The sequence below is a fragment of the Isoptericola aurantiacus genome (assembly GCF_044769875.1).
Taxonomy (GTDB): Bacteria; Actinomycetota; Actinomycetes; order Actinomycetales; family Cellulomonadaceae; genus Isoptericola; species Isoptericola aurantiacus.
In genome coordinates this window covers 138,351-160,085 of record NZ_JBJBAE010000005.1, presented here as the reverse complement: position 1 = coordinate 160,085, position 21,735 = coordinate 138,351, and the positions used below count along the sequence as shown (strand labels likewise).

Annotated in this window: 22 protein-coding genes; 18 read left to right on the top strand and 4 right to left on the bottom strand. The window is 73.1% G+C overall.

What is annotated here, in order from left to right; all coding sequences use genetic code 11:
- Positions 1 to 16: 16 nt before the first annotated feature.
- The 3 genes from ACIQLL_RS14515 to ACIQLL_RS14505 all read left to right on the top strand — a co-directional run bounded on the left by ACIQLL_RS14515 (position 17) and on the right by ACIQLL_RS14505 (position 3,385).
- Positions 17 to 796 (top strand): TSUP family transporter, encoded by a 780-nt coding sequence (locus ACIQLL_RS14515; protein ID WP_402468520.1) that lies wholly within the window; start codon positions 17 to 19, stop codon positions 794 to 796.
- A gap of 172 nt (positions 797 to 968) precedes the next feature.
- A complete protein-coding gene (locus tag ACIQLL_RS14510; protein WP_402468518.1) occupies positions 969 to 2,273 on the top strand; it encodes an aspartate kinase in 1,305 nt (434 codons plus the stop codon).
- A gap of 5 nt (positions 2,274 to 2,278) precedes the next feature.
- On the top strand, positions 2,279 to 3,385 hold the full coding sequence (locus tag ACIQLL_RS14505; protein ID WP_402468515.1) for an aspartate-semialdehyde dehydrogenase: 1,107 nt from the start codon (positions 2,279 to 2,281) through the stop codon (positions 3,383 to 3,385).
- A 131-nt stretch (positions 3,386 to 3,516) separates the two neighbouring features.
- On the opposite strand, the gene ACIQLL_RS14500 is transcribed toward ACIQLL_RS14505, so the two are convergent.
- Positions 3,517 to 4,266 carry a MerR family transcriptional regulator gene (locus tag ACIQLL_RS14500; RefSeq protein WP_402468512.1) on the bottom strand — a complete coding sequence of 250 codons (750 nt, stop codon included), beginning with the start codon at positions 4,264 to 4,266 and terminating at the stop codon, positions 3,517 to 3,519.
- Positions 4,267 to 4,304: 38 nt separating this feature from the next.
- Here ACIQLL_RS14500 and ACIQLL_RS14495 point away from each other — a divergent pair, with 38 nt between their 5' ends.
- The 10 genes from ACIQLL_RS14495 to ACIQLL_RS14450 all read left to right on the top strand — a co-directional run bounded on the left by ACIQLL_RS14495 (position 4,305) and on the right by ACIQLL_RS14450 (position 12,609).
- Complete coding sequence (locus ACIQLL_RS14495; RefSeq protein ID WP_402468510.1) at positions 4,305 to 4,784, top strand: DUF6194 family protein; 480 nt, start codon at positions 4,305 to 4,307, stop codon at positions 4,782 to 4,784.
- Positions 4,785 to 5,049: 265 nt separating this feature from the next.
- Complete coding sequence (locus ACIQLL_RS14490) at positions 5,050 to 5,433, top strand: GntR family transcriptional regulator (protein WP_402468507.1); 384 nt, start codon at positions 5,050 to 5,052, stop codon at positions 5,431 to 5,433.
- Positions 5,430 to 6,425 carry an ATP-binding cassette domain-containing protein gene (locus ACIQLL_RS14485; RefSeq protein WP_402468504.1) on the top strand — a complete coding sequence of 332 codons (996 nt, stop codon included), beginning with the start codon at positions 5,430 to 5,432 and terminating at the stop codon, positions 6,423 to 6,425. Before ACIQLL_RS14490 ends, ACIQLL_RS14485 begins: the two co-directional genes overlap by 4 nt.
- Entirely contained in the window at positions 6,422 to 7,198 is a 777-nt protein-coding gene (locus tag ACIQLL_RS14480) for a hypothetical protein (RefSeq protein WP_402468502.1), read from the top strand. Before ACIQLL_RS14485 ends, ACIQLL_RS14480 begins: the two co-directional genes overlap by 4 nt.
- 5 nt (positions 7,199 to 7,203) lie before the next feature.
- Complete coding sequence (locus tag ACIQLL_RS14475) at positions 7,204 to 7,959, top strand: hypothetical protein (RefSeq protein ID WP_402468499.1); 756 nt, start codon at positions 7,204 to 7,206, stop codon at positions 7,957 to 7,959.
- Between the two features lie 41 nt (positions 7,960 to 8,000).
- Positions 8,001 to 8,987 carry an ABC transporter ATP-binding protein gene (locus tag ACIQLL_RS14470; protein ID WP_402468497.1) on the top strand — a complete coding sequence of 329 codons (987 nt, stop codon included), beginning with the start codon at positions 8,001 to 8,003 and terminating at the stop codon, positions 8,985 to 8,987.
- Entirely contained in the window at positions 8,984 to 9,790 is an 807-nt protein-coding gene (locus ACIQLL_RS14465; protein ID WP_402468494.1) for an ABC transporter permease, read from the top strand. The genes ACIQLL_RS14470 and ACIQLL_RS14465 overlap by 4 nt, the downstream gene beginning before the upstream one ends.
- A 52-nt stretch (positions 9,791 to 9,842) precedes the next feature.
- The gene (locus ACIQLL_RS14460) at positions 9,843 to 10,577 is read left to right on the top strand and encodes a glutamine amidotransferase (protein WP_402468491.1); all 735 of its coding nucleotides are present in this window, start codon (positions 9,843 to 9,845) and stop codon (positions 10,575 to 10,577) included.
- Between the two features lie 25 nt (positions 10,578 to 10,602).
- On the top strand, positions 10,603 to 11,103 hold the full coding sequence (locus tag ACIQLL_RS14455) for an NUDIX hydrolase (protein ID WP_402468489.1): 501 nt from the start codon (positions 10,603 to 10,605) through the stop codon (positions 11,101 to 11,103).
- Between the two features lie 438 nt (positions 11,104 to 11,541).
- On the top strand, positions 11,542 to 12,609 hold the full coding sequence (locus tag ACIQLL_RS14450) for a 3-deoxy-7-phosphoheptulonate synthase (RefSeq protein WP_402468487.1): 1,068 nt from the start codon (positions 11,542 to 11,544) through the stop codon (positions 12,607 to 12,609).
- Between the two features lie 68 nt (positions 12,610 to 12,677).
- Here ACIQLL_RS14450 and ACIQLL_RS14445 read toward each other — a convergent pair whose 3' ends face one another.
- Positions 12,678 to 13,586: a hypothetical protein gene (locus tag ACIQLL_RS14445; RefSeq protein ID WP_402468485.1), complete on the bottom strand. Its 909-nt coding sequence runs from the start codon at positions 13,584 to 13,586 to the stop codon at positions 12,678 to 12,680.
- Positions 13,587 to 13,934: 348 nt separating this feature from the next.
- On the opposite strand from ACIQLL_RS14445, the gene sigK reads away from it, so the two are divergent.
- Both sigK and ACIQLL_RS14435 read left to right on the top strand, forming a co-directional pair.
- Positions 13,935 to 14,501 (top strand): ECF RNA polymerase sigma factor SigK, encoded by a 567-nt coding sequence (sigK, locus tag ACIQLL_RS14440; RefSeq protein ID WP_402468483.1) that lies wholly within the window; start codon positions 13,935 to 13,937, stop codon positions 14,499 to 14,501.
- The gene (locus tag ACIQLL_RS14435; RefSeq protein ID WP_402468482.1) at positions 14,494 to 15,270 is read left to right on the top strand and encodes an anti-sigma factor; all 777 of its coding nucleotides are present in this window, start codon (positions 14,494 to 14,496) and stop codon (positions 15,268 to 15,270) included. Before sigK ends, ACIQLL_RS14435 begins: the two co-directional genes overlap by 8 nt.
- Before the next feature lie 745 nt (positions 15,271 to 16,015).
- Here the strand turns inward: ACIQLL_RS14435 and ACIQLL_RS14430 are convergent.
- The gene (locus ACIQLL_RS14430) at positions 16,016 to 16,729 is read right to left on the bottom strand and encodes a fasciclin domain-containing protein (RefSeq protein WP_402468479.1); all 714 of its coding nucleotides are present in this window, start codon (positions 16,727 to 16,729) and stop codon (positions 16,016 to 16,018) included.
- Positions 16,730 to 16,874: 145 nt separating this feature from the next.
- Between ACIQLL_RS14430 and ACIQLL_RS14425 the strand changes: the two genes are divergently transcribed.
- Positions 16,875 to 17,492 (top strand): hypothetical protein, encoded by a 618-nt coding sequence (locus tag ACIQLL_RS14425; protein WP_402468476.1) that lies wholly within the window; start codon positions 16,875 to 16,877, stop codon positions 17,490 to 17,492.
- A gap of 61 nt (positions 17,493 to 17,553) precedes the next feature.
- Complete coding sequence (locus ACIQLL_RS14420; protein ID WP_402468474.1) at positions 17,554 to 19,563, top strand: cytochrome c biogenesis protein DipZ; 2,010 nt, start codon at positions 17,554 to 17,556, stop codon at positions 19,561 to 19,563.
- Positions 19,564 to 19,656: 93 nt separating this feature from the next.
- Here the strand turns inward: ACIQLL_RS14420 and ACIQLL_RS14415 are convergent, their stop codons facing one another.
- Positions 19,657 to 20,856: an NAD(P)/FAD-dependent oxidoreductase gene (locus ACIQLL_RS14415; protein ID WP_402468471.1), complete on the bottom strand. Its 1,200-nt coding sequence runs from the start codon at positions 20,854 to 20,856 to the stop codon at positions 19,657 to 19,659.
- 105 nt (positions 20,857 to 20,961) lie between these two features.
- On the opposite strand from ACIQLL_RS14415, the gene ACIQLL_RS14410 reads away from it, so the two are divergent.
- On the top strand, positions 20,962 to 21,735 hold the full coding sequence (locus ACIQLL_RS14410; protein ID WP_402468469.1) for an SDR family oxidoreductase: 774 nt from the start codon (positions 20,962 to 20,964) through the stop codon (positions 21,733 to 21,735).

Sequence of the window (21,735 nt, the reverse complement as noted above, 5' to 3'; positions counted from 1 at the left end):
TGCGAGGATTCCGGTCGTGCTCGAACTCGATCCCACCACCGTCCTGCTGCTCGTCCTGGCGGGACTCGCCGCCGGCTGGGTGGACGCCGTCGTCGGCGGCGGGGGTCTCATCCAGCTGCCCGCCCTGCTCCTCGTCCCCGGCATCTCGCCCGTGCAGGCGCTGGCCACCAACAAGCTCGGCTCCATCATGGGCACGTCGGTCAGCTCGATCACGTACTACCGACGGGTGCACCCGGACCTGACGACGGCGGGACCGATGGCGCTCGCGGCGCTGGTCGGGGCCACGGGCGGGGCGGCGCTGGCCACGCGGATCCCCGCGGACCTGTTCACGCCGATCATCCTGGTGGTCCTCATCGGCGTCGCCGTCTTCACGGTGGCGAAACCGCAGCTCGGCCGGCACGACAACCTGCGCTGGGAGGGCAACCGGCACCGGTGGACGGCGGCCGGCATCGGTGCGGTGATCGGCGCCTACGACGGCCTGCTCGGTCCGGGTACCGGCACGTTCCTGGTGATCTCGTTGGTGAGCATCCTGGGCTACGCGTTCCTGCCGGCCTCGGCCCTGGCGAAGATCGTCAACTTCGCCACCAACCTCGGGGCGCTGCTGTTCTTCGTCCCGCACGGCGCCGTGATCTGGGGGCTCGGTCTGGCGATGGGTGCGGCGAACCTCGTCGGCGGGTACGTCGGGGCCCGCATGGCGGTGGCCCGGGGGAGCGGGTTCGTGCGCGTGGTGTTCGTCGTCGTCGTCGGTGCGCTGATCTGCAAGCTCGGGTACGACGTCGTCACCGGCGCCGCGTAGCCGGGTCGGCCGCGCGGGGGCTACGGAGCCGTGCCCGACGGCGGGGTCCCGGCACGGGTGTGACGCCCGCTACACCGCCGCGCGAGCGGCCTCGCTACCATGGTGCGCGCACACACAAGAGACCGGCGGGCCGTTGAGAGAGACGGAGGCCGGCGACAGAAAGGTTGCATGCATGGCACTGGTCGTGCAGAAGTACGGCGGGTCCTCCGTCTCGGACGCCCGTTCCATCAAGCGCGTGGCCAAGCGCATCGCCGAGGCCCGGCGCGCCGGCAACGACGTGGTCGTGGTGGTGAGCGCCATGGGCGACACCACCGACGAGCTCCTCGATCTTGCCGCCGAGATCAGCCCGAAGCCCCCGCAGCGCGAGATGGACATCCTGCTCACCGCGGGTGAGCGGATCTCGATGTCCCTGCTCGCGATGGCGATCGACAAGCTCGGGGTCAAGGCGAAGTCCTTCACCGGCCAGCAGGCCGGCCTCCTCACCGACGCGGTCCACGGCAAGGCCCGCATCGTCGACGTCGTCCCGCACCGGATCAAGCAGACCCTCGACAAGGGTCAGGTCGCGATCGTGGCGGGATTCCAGGGCGTCAGCGAGGGCAACGACGTCACCACGCTCGGTCGTGGCGGCTCCGACACGACGGCGGTCGCGCTGGCCGCCGGCCTCGACGCGGACGTCTGCGAGATCTACACCGACGTCGACGGCATCTTCAGCGCCGACCCGCGCATCGTCCCGGGCGCGCACAAGATCGACCGGGTCACCTACGAGGAGATGCTCGAGCTCGCGGCGTCCGGCGCCAAGGTGCTGGCCCTGCGCGCCGTGGAGTACGCGCGCCGCTACGGCGTGCCGGTGCACGTGCGCAGCTCGTTCTCGGGCAAGACCGGCACCTTGGTGATCGGCACCCACGGAGACCTCATCGACCCGAACGCCGACTCTGGCGAGCAGGAGGAAGCAGCCATGGAAGACCCGATCATCTCCGGCGTCGCGCACGACCGCAGCGAGGCCAAGATCACCATCGTCGGCGTGCCCGACACGCTCGGCCAGGCCGCGCGCATCTTCGAGGTCGTGGCCGAGTCGGGTGCGAACATCGACATGATCGTGCAGAACGTCTCGGCCGCGGCGACGGGGCTGACCGACATCTCCTTCACGCTGCCGCACGGTGACGTCCGCTCGACGGTGGCGGCGCTCAACGCGGTGAAGTCCGAGCTGAAGTTCGACGAGCTGCAGATCGACGACGAGATCGGCAAGGTCTCGCTGGTGGGTGCGGGCATGAAGTCGCACCCCGGCATCTCCGCGCGGCTGTTCGGTGCGCTGCGGGACGCCGGCATCAACATCGAGATGATCTCCACCTCGGAGATCCGCATCTCGGTGGTCACCCGCGCCGACAACCTGGACGACGCCGTGCGCGCCATCCACACGGCGTTCGGCCTGGACTCCGCCGAGGGCGAGGCCGTGGTCTACGCCGGGTCGGGGCGGTGAGCGGCGTGGGGCAGATCAACGAGTCCGGCGTCAACGTCGCCGTCGTCGGTGCGACCGGTCAGGTCGGTGCCGTCATCCGCCGGCTGCTCTCGGAGCGAGCCTTCCCGGTCAAGGAGCTGCGGCTCTTCGCCTCGGCGCGGTCGGCGGGCTCGACCCTGACCTACGAGGGTGTCGAGGTCACGGTCGAGGACGTCGCGGCCACGGAGACCTCCGCGCTCGAGGACATTGACGTCGCCCTGTTCTCCGCGGGCGGCGGCACCTCGAAGGAGCACGCACCGCGGTTCGCGGAGGCGGGCGCCGTCGTCGTGGACAACTCCTCCGCATGGCGTCTCGACCCCGAGGTCCCGCTGGTGGTCTCCGAGGTGAACCCGGAGGCGATCAGCGAGGCGGGCAAGGGCATCATCGCCAACCCGAACTGCACCACGATGGCCGCGATGCCGGTGCTCCGGCCGCTGGCCGCCGAGGCCGGGCTGGAGCGCCTGCGGGTCGCCACGTACCAGGCGGTCTCGGGTTCCGGGCTCGGCGGCGTGAAGGAGCTCGCCGACCAGGCGCGTGCCGCCGTCGCCGGCGATCTCGAGGGTCTGACCCACGACGGCGGTGCGGTGACGTTCCCGGAGCCGGAGAAGTACGTCGCGCCGATCGCGTTCGACGTGATCGCGCTGGCGGGCTCGATCGTGGACGACGGCTCCGAGGAGACCGACGAGGAGCAGAAGCTCCGCAACGAGTCGCGCAAGATCCTCGGCCTGCCGGATCTCGCCGTCGCGGGCACCTGCGTGCGCGTCCCGGTGTTCTCCGGGCACTCGCTGGCGATCCACGCCGAGTTCGGGTCGGCCATCACGCCGGACCGCGCGCGTGAGCTGCTGGCGGCGGCGCCCGGGGTCGAGCTGGCGGACGTCCCGACCCCGCTGGCCGCCGCGGGCGCGGACCCCTCGTTCGTGGGCCGCATCCGGGTCGACCAGTCGGTGCCGGACGGTCGCGGGCTGGTGCTGTTCGTCGCGAACGACAACCTGCGCAAGGGTGCGGCGCTCAACGCCGTGCAGATCGCGGAGATCGTGGCGGGGGACATCGCCGAGCTGGCCACGTACGAGGCGGCGGACGCCGCGGCCTCCTGACCCGTTCCCGCGAGGTAGGCCAACTTTCCGCGAGGTAGGCGACCTTCCCGCCAGGTAGCACGAGGGCCCGGGGTGAGCGCATCGCTCACCCCGGGCCTTCCGCGTGCCCTGCGTGACGGTCGCGGGGTGCTCTACCTCGACGCGCCGCCGATGACCATGCTCCGGGGGTGAGCGGGGCGCTCGCGCCGCCCGACGGCGTCCAGCACGTCGGCCAGGTCCGCCCCGGCACGCAGCAGCGCGACGGACCGGGTCGCGATCTGGTCCAGCCGTGACTGCAGCGCCTCGCGGGCAGCCGCGCCGTCGCCGAGTCCGCGGAGCACAGCCATGATCCGGGCGACCGCGGGGACGGGATAGCCCGCCGAGCGCAGTGCCGCGACGATCCGTGCGGCAGCCACTGCGCCGTCGTCGTAGACCCGCGCCCGCAGCGATCCGACCCGTTCCGGTGCGATCAGCCCTTCGGCCTCCCAGTGTCGCAGCGTGGACGACCGCACCCCGAGCGCGGCTGCGAGCTCGGTGATGGTCAGCGGGTCGTGCGGACCGTCGTCGGCCGATTCCCCGGCGATGGTCGCCAGCCCGTCGAGCGCCTGGAGGGTTGCGGTGCGTTCGGCGTCGAGGCCGGCATGGAGTGCGGTGACGGCCGCGGCGGCGTCGGGCAGCGATGACCCCCACATCTCGGTGAGCGTGCGGCGTGCGACGACGGGTCCGACGGCGGCTGCGAGTCCTCGGTAGACGTGCACGGCCTGGACATGCATCGGCAGGTACTGCCGGTAGCCGTTGGCCCTGCGCTCGGCCGGCGGGATGACGCCGAGCCGTTCCAGGTCGCGCACCTGCTGCACGGAGTAGCCCGTGGCACGGGAGACGTCGGCCGTCGTCTGGTCCATCAAACCCCACAGAAGCACTTCACGGTGATGCTTGAACCATGAGTATGGACCAGATCATCGAGACCGTGCAGGGGTTCGCCGGAGTCCTCGTCCTGCAGCCACGCCCCGGCGACGGCACCCCGGAGCTCGCGTGGGGTGATGTGTTCTTCTACTACGCCCCCGACGGCACGGTGCCGACCACCGTCCAGCCGTACGGCACCATCGTCACGAAGGACTACCCGCAGGACAGCTCCTGCGACCTCGACCGCCCCGACCGCTGGCGGGTCAACATTCACGCGGGGCGGGACCGGGCGCGTGAGCTGGAGGGCGGCTTCGTGCCCGACCCGGTGCACGCCGCCGGTGTGCCGCCGTCGCGCGGCGTTCCCGTGGACACCTTCCTGCCGCACCCGGTGTACGGGGGCCTGGGCTGGGTGTGCGTCGTCAACCCGGGCGAGCGCACGGGCCCGGCCGTGATCGAGCTGCTGCACCACGCGCACGGCGCGGCACGACGGCGGTACGAGCGGCGGCGTTCCGTCTGACGGTGCGGTCAAGGCTCCGGTGAGCCGTCGAGTCCTGGCCTACGTCGTGAGCGGTGTGCCTACGCCGGCGGGAGATGCGCTACCTGGGCGGTGGGTGCGCTACCGGGGGGGTGGGTGCGCCACCTCGGCGGGAGGTGCGCTACCTCGGCGGGAGGTGCGGACGGTGCGGGCGGTCCCGACATCGGGGGGGTTGACGGACACCCGGCTCTGTGGTTCATTAGTCAAGTAATGAACCACAGCACCACCGAATCCCGAGGAGGGTCGCGTGTTCGACGGCCCCGAACCGATCTACGTCCAGATCGCGCAGATGATCCGGGCACAGGTCCTCGCGGGCGAGCTCGCGGAGGAGGAGCAGGTCATGTCCACCACCCAGTTCGCGACCACCTTCCGGATCAACCCCGCCACCGCGGCCAAGGCCTTCACCGGCCTGGTCGAGGAGGGCGTCCTGTACAAGCGGCGCGGCCTGGGCATGTTCGTCGCCCCCGGCGCGCACGCACGCCTGCTGGAGCGGCACCGCACGGCGTACTTCGACGACGTGCTGGCCCCGGCCCTCGCGCAGGCCGCCGTCCTGGGGATCCCGCCCGAGGAGATCGTCGCCTTCGTCCAGGACAGCAACGGCACCCACGAGACCAGCCAGGAGACGTCATGACCCCCGCACCGTTCGGCGCCCGCCTGGACGACGTCGTCGTCCGGTTCGGCAAGCAGCGCCGGATGACCACCGACGGCAACACGTTCGCCGAGGGACCCACCGTCGCCCTGGACGGCGTGGACCTGCAGATCCGCCCCGGCGTGATCACCGGGATCCTGGGTCGCAACGGCGCCGGCAAGTCGACGCTGCTCTCGCTGCTCGCCGCGTTCAACCGCCCGACCCGTGGGACGGTGCGCGTCGGGCCCGAGGGATGCCCGCCCGAGGAGTGGGAGGACCCCTGGGAGAACGCCTGGGCCACCTCGAACGTGCAGCTCGTGCGGGAGAGCGGCGACCTGCAGGACGACGAGAAGCTCTCCGAGTCGCTGAAGTACTACGCCGACCTGCGCCCGCACTGGGACGCCGACCTGGCCGCGCGGCTGCTCGACCTCTTCGAGGTGAACCCCCGCAAGAAGCCCGCCGCGCTGTCCCGCGGCAAGAGGTCCGCCGTGGGGGCCACCATCGGGCTCGCCGCCCGCGCGCCGCTGACCATCTTCGACGAGGTCTACCTCGGCATGGACGCACCCACCCGGTACGCGTTCTACGACGAGATCCTCGCCGACTACGCCGCCCACCCCCGCACCGTCCTGCTGTCCAGCCACCTGGTCGAGGAGGTCGAGCGGCTCTTCGAGGACGTCGTCGTCCTCGACCAGGGCAGGGTGCTCATCGCCGAGACCGCCGAGCAGATGGGCCGCCGCGGGTTCAGTCTCACCGGGCCGGCGTCCGCCGTCGAACGCCTCGCCGGGGACCGCCGGGTGCTGCACCGCCAGCAGCTCGGCGGCACCCTGCAGGTCACGCTGGAGGGCGCGGCCGACGACGGCGAGGCCGCCGCCGCGCGCGCGGCCGGCGTCGAGCTGGGCTCGCTCCCGCTGCAGGACCTGTTCGTCCGGCTCACCGACCCGTCCCGCACCCGCGGCGCCGCCGGCGCCCCCGCCCCGACGGAGGCCGACCGATGAGCACGCCCGCCCCGACGGCCGACGAGCGGCGGGTTCTCGCCGCCCGGACGGACGCTCGCGCCGTCCGGCGGGTGCAACGCTCCGTCGCGAGCGGGACCGTGCTGATCGGTGCCGGGGCCTGGGTGGTCTTCCTGGCCGTCGCCGTCGCCGTGCCCCTCATCGTGCACAACGCCGGCAACTCGATGGACACGGGCGTGCTGTTCATCACGGAGTACATCGCCCGCTGGATCGCGTTCGGCACCGCCGTCGCCGTCTTCGCCACGATCGTGCCGACCCACCTGGCCGCCGGCGGCACCCGGCGGGCACTGCGCGCCGGTGCCCTGCGCGCGGCGGCGATCGCCGGGATCGTCTTCGGTCTCCTCAAGGCCCTCGCGTTCCTCGGGGAGCGTGGCGTGTTCGCCGCGCTCGGCTGGACGTGGCGGTGGCCCGACGGCGTCCTGGGTGCCGACGGCGGAGGGCTCACCCTGACGGCCGTGTCCGAGGGGCTGGTCGTGGCGGTGTACGTGCTGTTCGGGTGCGCCGTCGTCGCGGGCTACCAGAGCCACGGCATCTGGCGCGGGACGCTGCTGCTCCTGCCCGGGCTGGCGCTGTGCGCCCTCGTCGAGCTCGTGACGCGCAGCGGTTCCGCCGAGGACGTGCTGGGCCGGTTCCTGGACCTCGACGGCGTCACGGCGGTCGTCGTCGGGATCGTCGGCGGGCTCGCGGCGGTCGCCCTCGCGGCGGCCTGGCTCCACCTGCACCTGCGCACGCTGCGCCTGAGGCCCACGAGGTGACCGCCATGACCACCGCGACGGCGGTACCCACCCGCACCCTGCACGCCCGCGCGGTCGGCGTCGCTCGCCGCCGGTTCCTCCGGGTCCTGCTCCTGGCCGGGCTCTGGTTCTGGACGGTCTGGTTCCTCCTGGTGCTCGGCCTGCCGATCGTCGTCTCCCGCTGGGGAGGCGTCGCCACCGGTCTCAGCTACGACACCGCCGGGAGCCCCGCACGCTGGCCGGCGTTCGCCGTCGGGATCATCGCCACCGGTGCCCTGCTCCGGATCCACCTCGCGGCCGGCGGCACCCGGCGTGCGCTGGTCGAGGGTGTGGCCGGCGGTGCCCTCGTCGGCGGGGTGGCCTACGGCGTGCTCGGCGTGGTCCTGCCGCTGCTCGAGCAGCAGGTCTACGCCGAGGTCGGGCTGCCGTGGCGAGGGCCTGGCGGCGCCTTCGCGCTCGACTCCGCGGCCAGGATCGTCGCGTCCGTCGTCGCCGGGACGCTGCTGATCGTCACCTACGCGCTCGTCGGGACCGGAGTCCTGGCCGGCTACCGCCGGTGGGGCGCCCTGCGGGGGACGCTCGCGATCGTGCCGCTGCTGGTCCCGTGCGCCCTGGTCGACGCCGCCACCCGGACCGGCGTCTTCGGCATCTGGCTGCGCGACGCCCCCGTCACGTCGGTGCTCGACGCCGCGGGCTCCCTGGCCGGTGCCCTGCTCGCCGCCGCACTGGCCGCCGTCGTCGCCCACCGGCTGCTGCGGGACGTCCGCACCCGGCCCGCCTGAACCACCGACCCACCGACCCCATCGACCGGAAGGGAGACCTCATGACCGAGCACGTCGTGGAGGTCCGCAACCTCCGCAAGACCTACGGCGACACGATCGCCGTGGACGACGTGTCGTTCGCCGTCGAGCCGGGCGAGATCTTCGGGATCCTCGGCCCCAACGGAGCCGGCAAGACGACGACCGTCGAGACCCTCGCCGGTCTGCGGCACGCCGACGGCGGCACCGTGACGGTGCTGGGACACGACACCCAGCGCGATCCCGCCTCCGTGAAGGACCTCCTGGGCGTCCAGCTCCAGGAGGCGACGATGCACGGCAAGATCACCGTCGGTGAGGCGCTGCGGCTGTTCGCCGGCTTCTACACCCGGCCGGCTGACCCGGACACGCTGCTCGAGCTCCTCGACCTCACCGAGCACGAGCACCAGCAGTTCGCCCGCCTCTCGGGTGGCCAGAAGCAGCGGCTGTCCATCGCGCTGGCTCTCGTCGGCAACCCCCGGGTCGCCATCCTCGACGAGCTCACCACGGGCCTGGACCCGCAGGCGCGGCGGAGCACCTGGGACCTCGTCGAGCGGGTCCGGGACTCCGGCGTGACGATCCTGCTCGTCACCCACTTCATGGACGAGGCCGAACGCCTCTGCGACCGCCTCGTCGTCATCGATGCCGGTCGCGTCGTCGCCCGGGGGACGCCCGGCGGCCTCATCGCCGACCTCGACGACGACCGCACCGTCGTCCTGCGGTTCGGCGACCGGACGGCGGGGCCGGCGCGGGAGGTCCTCGACCGGCTGGCGGCGAGCCATCCCGACGTCACCCGGGTCGAGGACCACCAGGGTGCTGCCGGCGAGGTCGCCGTCACGGGCAGCCGCCGCGTGCTGTTCGCCGTCGTGCCCGCCCTGGCGGAGGCCGACCTGGTGCCCGACGACGTCCGCACGGTGACCCGGACCCTCGAGGACGTGTTCCTCGCCGTCACGGGTCGGACCTTCACACCGGACGACGCCGAACCTGCCCGTGCCACCGAAGGGGACCGGTCATGACCGCGACGACAAGCACCTCGAACCGCCGGACCGGGTCCGGATGGCGCGGGTTCGGCCGCCTGCTGACCACCGAGGCCACGGTGTGGATGCGCGACTTCGCCGCACCGTTCTTCGGCATCGTCTTCCCGACGATCGTCCTGCTGGGCGTGGGGTTCTTCATCCCCGGCATGCGGGAGACCATCACGGACGCCCCGCCGGACTCCGTCTGGTACGGGCTCACCCCCATCGCGACGTTCCTGCCGACCGTGCTGGCGATGGCCGTCGGCACCGCCTCGCTGACCGTGATGCCCGTGAGCATCGCGACGTTCCGCGAGAAGGGCGTGCTGCGGCGGATGTCGACCACGCCGATGCGCCCGCAGGGCATCGTCATGAGCCACCTGATCATCAACGTCGCCACCACGATCGTCGGGATCGTGCTGGCGCTCGTGGTCGCCGCGATCGCCTTCGGGGTGCCGGTCCCGTCCCGTCTCGGGGTCGTGCTGCTCGCCATGGCGCTCGGGCTCTGCGCGATGTTCTCGCTGGGGATGCTCGTGGCCGCCGTCGCGCCGCGCGCCTCGGTCGCGAACGCCGTCGCGATGTCGCTGTACTTCCCGATGCTGCTGGTGGCCGGGCTGTGGACGCCGGGTCCTGTCATGCCGGAGCTGCTGCGTCAGATCGGCCAGTTCACCCCGCTCGGCGCCGCGGCGCAGGCACTCACCGAGGGCTGGTTCGAGCAGACCGTCCCGACCCTGCAGCTGGTGGTGATGGCCGGGTGGACCGCCGTCCTGCTGCCGCTGGCGGTGCGGCTGTTCCGCTGGACGTGAGCGTCCGGGCCCGCCCGCGCGCCGCGCGACGCTCCGGCATAGCCTTCGGGGCATGAAGCCGTTCCTGCTGCTGGCGACGCGGGCGGAGGACGTCGCGGCGGACGGCGAGTACGCGGCGTTCTGCCGGTTCGGCGGGCTGACTCCTGAGCTGCTGCACCGGGTGCGCCTGGAGGCGAGACCGATGCCCGCGTTGGACCTGGACGACTACTCGGGGATCGTCGTCGGCGGGGGGCCGTTCAACTCCTCCGACCCGGACGACGAGAAGTCGGACGCCCAACGTCGTGTCGAGCGCGAGATGTCCGACCTGCTCGACGAGGTCGTGGACCGCGACTTCCCGTTCCTCGGCGCCTGCTACGGCGTCGGGACCCTGGGGACGTACGCCGGGGGAGTGGTGGACCGCCACTACGGCGAGGCCGTGGGCGTGGTGACGATCGAGCTGACCCAGGAGGGCGCCGTCGACCCCCTGCTCGCCGGGGTGCCGCCCGCCTTCGCGGCGTTCGTCGGGCACAAGGAGGCGATGCGTGAGCTCCCGCCCGGAGCCGTCCGCCTGGCCTTCTCGCCGCGGGCGCCGGTGCAGATGTTCCGGCTGCGGCAGAACCTGTACGCCACCCAGTTCCACCCGGAGCTGGACCTGGCCGGGCTGACGCAGCGGGTCGAGGTCTACCGCACCTACGGCTACTTCGCGCCGGACGAGGCCGACACGGTGGTCACCCGGGCCTCGGCGCGCCGGGTGACCGAGCCGATGCGCATCCTGCGCAACTTCGTGACCCGCTACGCGCGGACCTGACCCACCTCGGGGATAGGGTCGCCGCATGCCCATCCCCGATCACGTCATGTCGCTCCGGGCCCGCGTCGGGACGGACCTGCTCTGGCTGCCCGGGGTCACCGCCGTCGTGCGCGACGGCGACCACCGCCTCCTGCTGGGCCGTCGGGCCGACACGGGGCGGTGGGCGCTGCCGAGCGGGATCCTCGACCCGGGCGAGGACCCGGCGGCCGGGATCGTGCGCGAGGTGCTGGAGGAGACGGCGGTGGCGATCGAGGTCGCCGAGATCATCGGGGTGTTCGCCACACCCGTGGTCACCTACCCGAACGGCGACCGGACGGCCTACCTGGACACGATGTTCCGCGCCCGGCCGGTCTCGCCGGAGGCGGCTCGCGCGGCCCGGGTGGCCGACGACGAGTCCCTCGAGGTCGGCTGGTTCGGGCCCGCCGACCTCCCGGACGACCTGGCCGACTCCACGCGGGAGCGGCTCGAGCGCGAACGGGAGTTCCTGGCGGCGCCGGGTGACGGGGCGCTGTTCGTCCGGCCGTGACCGCGGGCCGCACGCCGCGCCGTCGGGCCGCACGCCGCGCCGTCGGACGCGGGCCGCGCCGTCGGACGCGGGCCGCACGCCGCGCCGTTCTGGGACGCCGTGCCCGGATCGTGGACACGGTGGACCGCTCCGCGAAACGTGCGTACCCTCGACGCCGTGAACATCCGTTGGTATTGGCGCTTTACGCCGGCTCCGCTGGGAGCTCGGCGGGCTCGCGCCTGACCGACACCTTCCACCGGAGCCAGCACAGGGCCGGGACGCGTCTGCGTCCGGGCCCTTCGTCGTCGGACGGGCCTCCGGTCGGGATCGGACCACCACCTCCGGCGACGACGCCGGACCCGGTGACCGCCCGACGAGACCGCCACGACCAGGAGCCCCGCGATGCACCCCCTGACCCTCCCCGACGCGCCGTCCGCGCAGCCGGGTGATACTGACCTGATGGCCGAGACCTCTGACCTGCGCGTCCGCGCGCTCGACCCGCTGCCGGCACCGCGGGAGATGCGTACCCGGCTGCCGCTGGGCACCACGCGCTCCGACCTGGTGACGACGTCGCGCCGCGAGGTGCGCGACGTCCTGCGGGGCGAGGACGACCGCCTCGTCGTCATCGTCGGCCCCTGCTCGGTGCACGACCCGGCCGCCGCGCTCGACTACGCCCGCCGCCTCGCGCCGCTGGCCCGCGAGCTCGCCGAGGACCTCGTCGTCGTCATGCGGGTCTACTTCGAGAAGCCGCGCACCACGGTCGGGTGGAAGGGACTCATCAACGACCCGCACCTCGACGGCTCCCACGACGTGCACCACGGGCTGCACCTGGCCCGCGAGGTCCTGCTGGGCGTGCTCGACGCCGGTGTCCCGGCCGCGTGCGAGTTCCTCGAGCCGACCTCCCCGCAGTACATCGCCGACGCCGTGACCTGGGGTGCGATCGGCGCGCGCAACGCGGAGTCGCAGGTGCACCGCCAGCTCGCGTCGGGTCTGTCGATGCCCGTCGGGTTCAAGAACGCCACCGACGGGGACGTGCAGATCGCGGTGGACGGCTGCATCACCGCCGCCAGCGAGCACACGTTCTTCGGGGCGGATGCCGAGGGGCGCGCGGCGGCCGTCGAGACGGCCGGCAACCCCGACTGCCACGTCATCCTGCGCGGCGGTCGTGGGGGGCCGAACTACGGGGCGGCCGACGTCGCGGCGGCGCTCGACGTGGCGCGCACCTCGGGCCTGGGCGGGCCCGTCGAGGCGGGTCTGGTCGTGGACGCCTCGCACGGCAACTCGGGCAAGGACCACGTGCGGCAGGCCGAGGTGGTGCGGGAGATCGCGGCGCGCCTCGCCGAGGGCGAGCAGGGCATCACCGGCCTGATGCTCGAGAGCTTCCTGGAGGCGGGCGCCCAGAAGCCCGCGCCGCTGGACCAGCTCGTCTACGGGCAGTCCGTCACCGACAAGTGCATGGACTGGGGCACGACGGCGGAGCTCCTGGCTGTGCTGGCCGCTGCGGTCCGCACGCGCCGGGAGGCCTGACAGTCCGTCGAGCGTCTCTGTTCGTGTCGGATCAACAGTCGATCTGACGCGAACAGAGACGCTCGACGTCAGGTGTCGAGCCGGCCGGCGGGCTGGGGCGCCGGCCGCCATCCCGCACCACGCAGCATCGCGGCCACCTCGGTACCGACCCGGCCCTGCCAGGCGTCGCGGCCGGTGAACCGGTGCAGGATCGTGCCCGGGGTGGTGAGGCGGTTCTGCCGGGTCCGGTCGCGGAACACGGCCTCCGGGGTCGAGTGCACGTCCCGACCGTCGATCTCGACCAGCAGCGCGGTGCCGTCCGGAAGGCGCCAGGCCAGGTCCACGCGAGCGAACACCTGCTTGTCCCGACCGGCGACCAGGAGCTGCAGCGCATCGGGCGGGCAGCCCTCGTCCAGGCAGGAGAGCCGCGCCCAGGTCTCCGCGGGAGACTCCGCCCGCCCGTCGGCGAGTCCCCACCATCGCCGCGTCCGCGCCACGCCGCGCCGGCGGGCGGCCATCCGCTGTGCAGCCTCCAGACCGGCCGTCGTGAGATCGCCCCGCTGCAGCGCGGAGTCCATCAGGGCGACGGCGAACCGTCGGGGCAGCTCGGGAACGGCCTGAGCGAGCGCCCCGTCGACGGGAACGCATCGGAACCCGTCGACGTCGACCATCCGTGGGACCGCCGTGCGGCGCAGCCGGACCGGCGGGCGCGGTGCCCGGGGGGCGCCCGTCGGCAGGGCCACCTCCGGGGTGACAGCGACCGGGGCTCCCTGGATCCCGTGCAGGACGAGCGCGCAGACACCGGTGGCGACGGATCCCGGGTGGGCGAGGAGACCGAGGACGGCGGCGCGGCGGCGCTGCACGTCGAACGGGTCCTGACCGAGCGCCCCGCTGCCGAGGGATCGGCGGACGTCGACGACGCCGCGGGCGGGTCGCTCCCACGTCGTGGCGCGGACCCGTGCGGTGACCGGGCGTCGGTCATCCCGTGGGCGAGGCACTGGCGCACCGACAGCAGGCCTGCCTGCCGCCGGGCCAGCGCGAGCAGCTCCGACGGGAGAGGTCGAGGACGGCCGGGCATCCGCCGAGCCAACCAGCATCGTGGCCTCGGGTGCCGGCGTCATCCACAGGCCGTCGTCGAGCGTCTCTGTTCCTGTCGCACCTGCGCCCGATCTCACCGAATCAGGGACGCTCGACGAGCAGGTGGCGGGACGTGACGCGGGTGACAGTCTCCGGACCCATCCGGGACGCCGTCCGCACCGAACCCCTTGCGTCCCGGAAAGCCCGGGACACGCGGCGGGGAACGGGGTGAGATCGACCCGACCGGATCGGTACGGCACACTGTTCGGGTGCCACCACCCGAGACGACGCCCGTCGACGACGCCCTCGTGGCATGCGTCGACGGCGATGCCGCGGCGTTCGGCCCGGTCTACGACGCCCTGGCTCCCGTGGCCTACGGGACGTCGCTCGGTGTGCTCCGCGACCCGGACCACGCCGCCGAGGTGACCCAGGAGGTGATGGTCGAGGTGTGGCAGACAGCAGCACGGTTCGACCCCGCGCGCGCCTCGGCGCGCACCTGGGTCGCCACGCTCGCCCGACGGCGGGCGGTGGATCGCGTCCGGTCGGAGCAGTCGCGCCGCGACCGCGACCAGCGTGACCTCGACGCCACCCGCGCCGCGTCCGAGCACGACGTCGTCGCCGAGGACGTCGAGCGCCGCCTCGAGGGCGCCGCGGTCCGCCGCTGCCTGGACTCGCTCACCACGACCCAGCGCGAGGCCGTCGTCGACGCCTACTACGGGGGCCGGACGTACCGCGAGGTCGCGGACAAGCTCGGCGCCGCCCTGCCCACCGTGAAGACCCGTATCCGCGACGGCCTCATCCGCCTGCGCGACTGCTTGGGGGTGAACCGTGGCTGACAGCACGCCTGACGCCTGGGACCTCCTGCCCGCCTACGCGCTCGACGCCGTCGACGACCTGGAACGTCGGGTCGTGGAGCGTCTTCTCGACACCGACCCGGAAGCACGTCGCGCCCTGGACGAGTACCGCGAGGTCGTGGCGGCCTTCGCCGTCGAGACGGCCCCGCCCGCAGCGGTGCGTGACGCTGTGATGGCTCGGATCGGGGGAGGGCCGGGAACGGCGTGGCACGACGGCGGCACCCCGGCCGGCGGCGAGCCCGGCGTCGCGCACGACGGCGGCACCCCGGCGGGAGCCGACGTCGTCCCGCTGGACCGTGCCCGACGGCGGCGCTGGGGACTCGTCGCCGCGGCGGCTGCCGCCGTGGTCGCCGTCGCGGTGCCCACGACCGTCGCGATCCAGGCCACCGTCCAGCAGAACGAGCTGCAGCAGCGGGTCGACACCGTGGCCGAGATGATGGCCGACCCGTCGGCCGAGCTCCTGCGCAGCGACGTGACCGGTGGCGGCAGCGCGACCGTGCTGGTCGCCGGCGACGACTTCCTCTTCAGCGCGAACGACCTGCCCGACGTCGGCACGGACTCGACCTACCAGCTCTGGCTGGTCGGTGCCGAGGGCGGTGTCACCTCGGCCGGCCTGCTGGACCCGCAGGACGGGTCGGTCGAGCAGCTCGTGCAGGACGTCGACGGCGTCGGACTGGCCGTGTCCGTGGAGCCGGAGGGCGGTTCGGAGCAGCCGACGACGGACCCGGTCGTCGTGCTCGCGGAGGGATGACCCGGAGCGAGCGTGCGAGTGCAGGGGCGTCCCGACCGTGAGGCCCGAGGGGTGATCCGGAGCGAGCGTGCGAGTGCAGGGCCGTCCCGACCGTGAGCACCGTGGGGTGACCCGGAGCGAGCGTGCGAGTGCAGGGCCGTCCCGACCATGGAGCGAATGGCGGCAGCGGAGCATGTCCTGGACCTGGGTCTGATTTCTTGGGTGGAGACGACGACGGGACGAAAGATCCGCGTCATGCGTGAGGCCGGGAGCAACCGTCGGTGTTACGTCCTGCTGAGCCACGTTGTGCGCGTTGATCTTCACCAAAGAGAAGGAAGTTGATCCCGGGCAGTATGAGGCCCGGTCCCACTGTGTGACAACGGGGCCCGGTGCTTGGCGGATTCAGTGGATAGCGATCGCGCCGGTGTCGTGCCTCTGCACGTAGCTTCTGTTCGCGAACGACATGGAGATCAGCCTTCATGCCACCGCGCCGCGGTTTCCCTCGTCCGCTGGGAGCTGGCTCCGCTCGCTCGAGGAGCTCGAAGCGCCGGCGGAGCGTGTCGCAGGCGGGGCGCTCGTACGAGGTGTCCCGCATCCCGCCGCGGTGGCCGGCGGCGCCGCCAGATGCGGCCCGATCTGTCGGTCCCGGCGTCGTCGCCGTATCCGCCACGCAGAAAGGGCCGACCCGTCTCGTCGGAGGACGAGGCGGGTCGGCCCGTGTCCCGGGTCCCGGGCGCCCCCTGCGCGTCCGGGACCCGGGAGGCGATCACATCGACGGCATGAGGACCGAGTCGATGAGGTAGACGGTGGCGTTCTGCGTCATGACACCGCCGCAGACGACGTTGGCGTCGTCGACCATGAGGTCGTCGCCGGAACCGGTGACCTCGACGGTCTCGCCCTGGACGGTCTCGTGCTCGCCGGCGATGTCCTCGGGCAGGATCTGGCCGGGCACCACGTGGTAGGTGAGCACCGAGGTGAGCAGGTCGGCGTCGGTGGACAGCGTGTCGATGGTGTCGGCGTCGACGGCCTCGAAGGCGTCGTCCACCGGGGCGAACACGGTGAACTCGTCACCGTTGAGCGTGTCGACCAGGTTGACGTCCGGGTTGAGCTCGCCGCTCACGGCGGCGGTCAGCGTGGTGAGCATCGGGTTGTTGGACGCGGCCACGGCCACCGGGTCGGTGGACATGCCCTCGATCGAGCCGGCGCCGTCGGGCACCTCCTCGGCGTAGGCCTCACAACCGGAGCCCACGAGGTTGGCGGCCGGGTCCATGGCCATGTCGGACTCCATGTCGTCCGACTCCATGTCCTCGTCCTCCATGTCCTCGGACATGTCGTCCTCGGCCATGGGCGACTCCTCGGTCATCGTCTCCTCCGAGGACCCCGACATGTCGGAGTCGTCGGAGGAGCACGCGCCGAGGGCCAGCAGGGCCAGGGTCGCGAAGCCGGCGGCGGCGGTGCGGGTGCGAGCGGATGCGTTCATCGTTCTCTCCTTGCCTCGTCGCCCCGACCTCTCCGGGGCGCTTCACGAGGTATTCGGAGCAGGTGGGCCACCCGGATGGGTCGGATGGCGATCTTTTTCCGATCGTGACCTCGCAGGCCGACTGCGGCGCCGACAGAATCGGGGGATGGTCGACATGTGGCGATTCGACGGGCGGATCCTCGGCGTCGGCACGGCGTCGGGGACACGGGTGGTGCTCGGGGTGTGGGACCGCTCGCCCTTCGGGGCGTTCGCCGACGCGATGGTGGAGGACGGCGCGGGACACCGACGGCTGGTGGCGCCGGCCCACGTCGCCGAGTTCGTCGCCTCGACCTACGGCTTCGACGACGTCGTGGAGGCTCCGGTCCGCGTGCGGCACGACGTCGGCGCCCCGGCGCCGGGCGGACTGGTCGTGGCGCAGGCCGGACCGCTCGGCCTGCGTGCCGTCGTCGGGCACCGCACGTCCCTGGGCCGGATGCTGCGGCTGCTGCCGCGCCGGCTGGCGACCGCGCCGTCGTTCGCCGGCCTGACCGATCCGGTCGCGCGGCTGCTGCTCGACGGCGTGCGCACGCGGGGGACCGCCGGGAACGGCCGCCGGGAGACGTACGGGGCGACGGACGTGCACGGGGTCGTGGCGGTGCACGCCACCTGGGAGGGTGCCGATCTCGGCGAGCTGGCCGACGTCGACCCGCCCGTGCGCTTCGGGTTCGGGTCGACCCCGCGGCGGCCGAGTCTGACCCGGGTCGTCACCATGGTGCGCGGCTGATCCACCGGCCCGGGCCGGTGGCCGGACCCATCCGCGTGCCCCGCGGTTCCGAACCGCCGGTATGGAGACTCTGATCGTCATCGGCCTGCTCGGCGGCCTCATCACCGGTATCTCGCCGTGCATCCTGCCGATGCTGCCGGTGATCTTCTTCGCCGGCGGCGTCGAGGGCGCGCGGCAGCGCGACGCGGCCCCGGGCAGCACCGGCACCGGCGGGGACGACGACGTCGCGGCGGGCGGCAGCACCGGCGTCAGCCCGTCCCTGTTCGCCGGGGCGCCCGCTGCGGTCCGGGTGGGTCGGTCGGGTCAGGTGACCAGCGAGCCGCCGCGAGGCCGCTCACGCAGCGTGACCCTCCCGCTGGAGGTGGACGGCTCGGCGCCGTCCCCGGACCCCGCCGCGGGCCGGGACACGGCAGGCCAGGACGCGCCGACGGGCCAGGCGACCGCCGCCGGGACCTCGCGGCGGCGCCGGTCCTGGCGTCCCTACCTGGTGATCGCCGGCCTGGTGCTGAGCTTCAGCGTCTTCACCCTGCTCGGTTCCCTCCTGCTGACGGCGCTCGGCCTGCCGCAGGACCTGCTGCGCTGGCTGGGCATCGTGCTGCTGGTCGCCATCGGCGTCGGCATGATCGTGCCTCGGTTCGAGGAGGTGCTCGAGCGTCCGTTCCAGCGCATCGCCGCGTTCGGGTCCCGCCGGGGCGCGGCCCGCCAGGACCGCGGCGCGTTCCTGCTCGGGCTGGGGCTCGGCGTGCTGTACGTGCCGTGCGCGGGGCCGGTGCTGGCGGCGATCACGGTGGCCGGGGCCACGGGCAACATCGGGCCGGGCACGGTCGCGCTGACGGTGAGCTTCGCCGTCGGCGCCGCGATCCCGCTGCTCGTCTTCGCCCTGGCCGGCCGCCGGGTGGCCGAGCGGGTGCGCGGGTTCCAGCGGCACCAGCGGGGGATCCGGGTCACGGGCGGTGCGGTGATGATCCTGCTCGCCGTCGCGCTCGCGTTCGACGTCCCGGCCCAGCTGCAGCGCGCGCTGCCCGACTACACCGGCGCCCTGCAGGAGCAGGTGGACGCCAACGAGGACGTGCAGGAGGCGTTGGACATGGGCGGACTGGTCACCGACGCCAACCGGGAGCTGTCGAACTGCACGAGCGGGTCCACCGAGCTCGCCGACTGCGGCACCGCCCCGCCCCTGACCGGCATCACCCAGTGGCTCAACACCCCCGACGAGCAGCCCGTCGAGCTGGCGGACCTGCGGGGCAAGGTGGTGCTGATCGACTTCTGGACGTACTCCTGCATCAACTGCCAGCGGGCGCTGCCGCACGTCAACGCCTGGTACGACGAGTACGCGGACGCCGGCCTCGAGGTGATCGGGGTGCACACCCCGGAGTTCGCGTTCGAGCGCGAGACCCGCAACGTGATCGCCGGCGCGGAGGAGCTCGGGGTGGACCACCCGATCGCGCAGGACAACGCCTACTCCACGTGGACCGGCTACCGGAACCGCTACTGGCCGGCCGAATATCTGATCGACGCCGACGGCACCGTCCGCTACCTCAAGTTCGGCGAGGGCGACTACGCCACCACCGAGCAGCACATCCGCGATCTGCTGCGCGACGCGGACCCGGACGTCGAGCTGCCGGAGCCCACCGACGTCGAGGACACGACGCCGGACGCCGAGACGACGCCGGAGACCTACCTGGCGCTGAACAAGGTCTTCAACTACGCGGGTCCCACCGACTACGGGTCCGGCGAGGCGCGGTACGAGGCGGCCGACGACCAGCAGCAGGACACGTTCTCCCTGGACGGTCGATGGGACGTCGACTTCCAGGGGGCCACGGCGTCCTCCGACGACGCGACGTTGCGCCTGGCCTACCGGGCCACGGACGTGTTCTCCGTGCTCGGCGGTGAGGGCACTGTGACGGCGCGGGTGCTCGCCCAGGACGGCTCCGTCCGCACCGAGCGGGAGATCGACGTCGCCGGCAACCCGACGCTGTACGACGTGCTGCGCGGCGACGGGCCGACCGACGGCACCGTCGAGCTGGACGTGCCCGCTGGTGTGTCGGTCTACACGTTCACCTTCGGGTGATCGGGCGCCCTCCGCCGTCGAGCGTCTCTGTTCGCGTCGGATCGGACCCTGATTCGACCCGAACAGAGACGCTCGTGCGTCGCGGGAGGCCGGTCAACCGACGAATCCGGCGAGCTCGTCGCGGGAGACGGGGCCCTCGCGGCGGATCAGCTCCTCGGCGTCGTCCATGCGGTCCCACACGTTGATGCCCATCGCACCCTGGACGCGACCGCCGTCGACCCAGAAGGCGACGCACTCGCGGTCGGCGGCCGCCCCGCTGAGGACGACCTCGCCCTCGGTCAGCCCCTTGGCCTCCATGCCGAGCTCGAGCTGGTCGGAGAAGAAGTACGGCAGGACGTCGTACTCCGCTCCGGAGCCGAGCATCGAGAGCGCGGCGTGCTTGCCGGTCTCGTCGGCCACGGCCCAGTGCTCGATCCGCAGCGGCCGCCCGTACCGCGGCGAGGGGACCGCCGCGATGTCGCCGGCGGCCCAGACGTCGGGCGCGGACGTGCGCAGGGTGCCGTCGACGACGATCCCGCCGCCGTCGTCCGCACCGCGCAGGTCGATCCCGGCCGCCTGGGCGAGGCCGACCTCCGGGGTGACCCCGATGCCGACGACGACGGTGCTCGCCTCGAGCGTGACGCCGTCGTCCAGCGTGACCCCGGTGACCCGGTCGGTGCCCTCGAACGCGGTGACCGTGCGACCGGCCAGCAGCCGGACGCCGTGGGCCTCGTGCTCGGCGGCGAAGATCGCGGCCACCTCGTCCCCGAGCGCGCCCAGGGGCCGTGCGCCGCGGCCGACGAGGGTGACGTCCCGGCCCAGCTGCCGCGCGGACGCCGCGACCTCCATGCCGATCCAGCCGTCGCCCACCACCACGACCGGCCCGTCGGAGGCCAGCGCGTCGGCCAGCCGGTCGGCGTCGGCCACGCTGCGCAGCGAGTGCACGCCCTCCAGCCCGCCTCCGGGCACGTCGAGGCGGCGCACCCGCGACCCGGTGGCGAGCAGCAGCCGGGAGTACTGCAGGGACCCGCCCGGGGCCGTGGTCAGCGAGTGCCCGGCCACGTCCAGGCCGGTCGCCGTCGTCGACGTGCGCAGGTCGACGGCGTGGTCGACGTACCACTGAGGGTCCAGGGTCCGCAGGTCGCCGCGGTCGGCCTGGCCGCGCAGGTAGTCCTTGGACAGCGGCGGTCGCTCGTACGGGGTCTCCGGCTCGCCGGTGACGACGACGAGGTCACCGTCGTAGCCCTGGCTCCGCAGGGTCTCGGTGGCGCGGGCCGCGGCCAGGCCGCCCCCGACGACGACGATCGGCTCCATCGGTCCTCCTTCGTCCGTCCGTGCTGGTCCGCCACTCACCTTGTCACGTTCGCTGCCGCTGCGCCGTCGTAGGGCTGACGGGAACATCGACCGAGGAGGAGCGTCATGAAGGTCGCAGTCGCCGGGGGAACCGGGACCGTGGGACAGCACGTCGTCGCGGCGCTGGAGGAGGCCGGCCAGGAGGTGGTCGTCCTCAGCAGGGGTCGCGGGGTCGACGCCGGCACGGGGGAGGGGCTGGACGCGGCGCTCGCCGGGGTGGACGCCGTCGTCGACACGCTCAACGCGGTGAGCGTGCGCGCCCGGGCCGCCACGGAGTTCTTCACCACCACGTCCCGCCACCTGCTGGACGCCGAGGCGCGTGCCGGCGTCGGGCACCACGTGCTGCTGTCCATCGTGGGGATCGACCGCGTGGAGAAGTACGGCTACTTCCAGGGCAAGCTGGCGCAGGAGCAGGTGGTCCGCTCCGGCGACGTGCCGTGGACGATCCTGCGGGCCACCCAGTTCCACGAGTTCCCCGGCCAGATCATGTCGGCGTTCGGCGGGCCGGTCGCGATGATGCCGCGGATGCGGTGCCGGCCGGTGGCGGCCCGGGAGGTGGGTGAGAAGCTGGCCGAGCTGGCGGCGGGTCCGCCCCGCGGTGCGGTGCCGGAGCTCGCCGGGCCGCGCGAGGAGCAGATGGTCGACATGGCGCGCCGCCTGCTGCGGGCGCAGGGACGACGGCGGTGGGTGCTGCCGATCTCCTTCCCGGGCGCCGGCGGGCCGATGCGGGGCGGGGCGCTGCTGCCCGAGGCCGAGGGGCCGCGCGGGACGATCACGTTCGACGACTGGCTGGCGACGTCCGGGATCCGTGACACGGCAGGCGGACGGGCCGAGCGCTGA

Excerpts from the sequence above, each read along its gene's own strand:
- ACIQLL_RS14450 (WP_402468487.1), top strand. The coding sequence starts at position 11,542 with ATGGCCGAGACCTCTGACCTGCGCGTCCGCGCGCTCGACCCGCTGCCG.
- ACIQLL_RS14510 (WP_402468518.1), top strand. The coding sequence starts at position 969 with ATGGCACTGGTCGTGCAGAAGTACGGCGGGTCCTCCGTCTCGGACGCC.
- ACIQLL_RS14470 (WP_402468497.1), top strand. The coding sequence starts at position 8,001 with ATGACCGAGCACGTCGTGGAGGTCCGCAACCTCCGCAAGACCTACGGC.
- ACIQLL_RS14485 (WP_402468504.1), top strand. The coding sequence starts at position 5,430 with ATGACCCCCGCACCGTTCGGCGCCCGCCTGGACGACGTCGTCGTCCGG.
- ACIQLL_RS14495 (WP_402468510.1), top strand. The coding sequence starts at position 4,305 with ATGAGTATGGACCAGATCATCGAGACCGTGCAGGGGTTCGCCGGAGTC.
- ACIQLL_RS14410 (WP_402468469.1), top strand. The coding sequence starts at position 20,962 with ATGAAGGTCGCAGTCGCCGGGGGAACCGGGACCGTGGGACAGCACGTC.
- ACIQLL_RS14425 (WP_402468476.1), top strand. The coding sequence starts at position 16,875 with ATGGTCGACATGTGGCGATTCGACGGGCGGATCCTCGGCGTCGGCACG.
- ACIQLL_RS14500 (WP_402468512.1), bottom strand. The coding sequence starts at position 4,266 with ATGGACCAGACGACGGCCGACGTCTCCCGTGCCACGGGCTACTCCGTG.
- ACIQLL_RS14480 (WP_402468502.1), top strand. The coding sequence starts at position 6,422 with ATGAGCACGCCCGCCCCGACGGCCGACGAGCGGCGGGTTCTCGCCGCC.
- ACIQLL_RS14455 (WP_402468489.1), top strand. The coding sequence starts at position 10,603 with ATGCCCATCCCCGATCACGTCATGTCGCTCCGGGCCCGCGTCGGGACG.
- ACIQLL_RS14415 (WP_402468471.1), bottom strand. The coding sequence starts at position 20,856 with ATGGAGCCGATCGTCGTCGTCGGGGGCGGCCTGGCCGCGGCCCGCGCC.
- ACIQLL_RS14465 (WP_402468494.1), top strand. The coding sequence starts at position 8,984 with ATGACCGCGACGACAAGCACCTCGAACCGCCGGACCGGGTCCGGATGG.
- ACIQLL_RS14475 (WP_402468499.1), top strand. The coding sequence starts at position 7,204 with ATGACCACCGCGACGGCGGTACCCACCCGCACCCTGCACGCCCGCGCG.
- ACIQLL_RS14430 (WP_402468479.1), bottom strand. The coding sequence starts at position 16,729 with ATGAACGCATCCGCTCGCACCCGCACCGCCGCCGCCGGCTTCGCGACC.
- ACIQLL_RS14460 (WP_402468491.1), top strand. The coding sequence starts at position 9,843 with ATGAAGCCGTTCCTGCTGCTGGCGACGCGGGCGGAGGACGTCGCGGCG.
- ACIQLL_RS14420 (WP_402468474.1), top strand. The coding sequence starts at position 17,554 with ATGGAGACTCTGATCGTCATCGGCCTGCTCGGCGGCCTCATCACCGGT.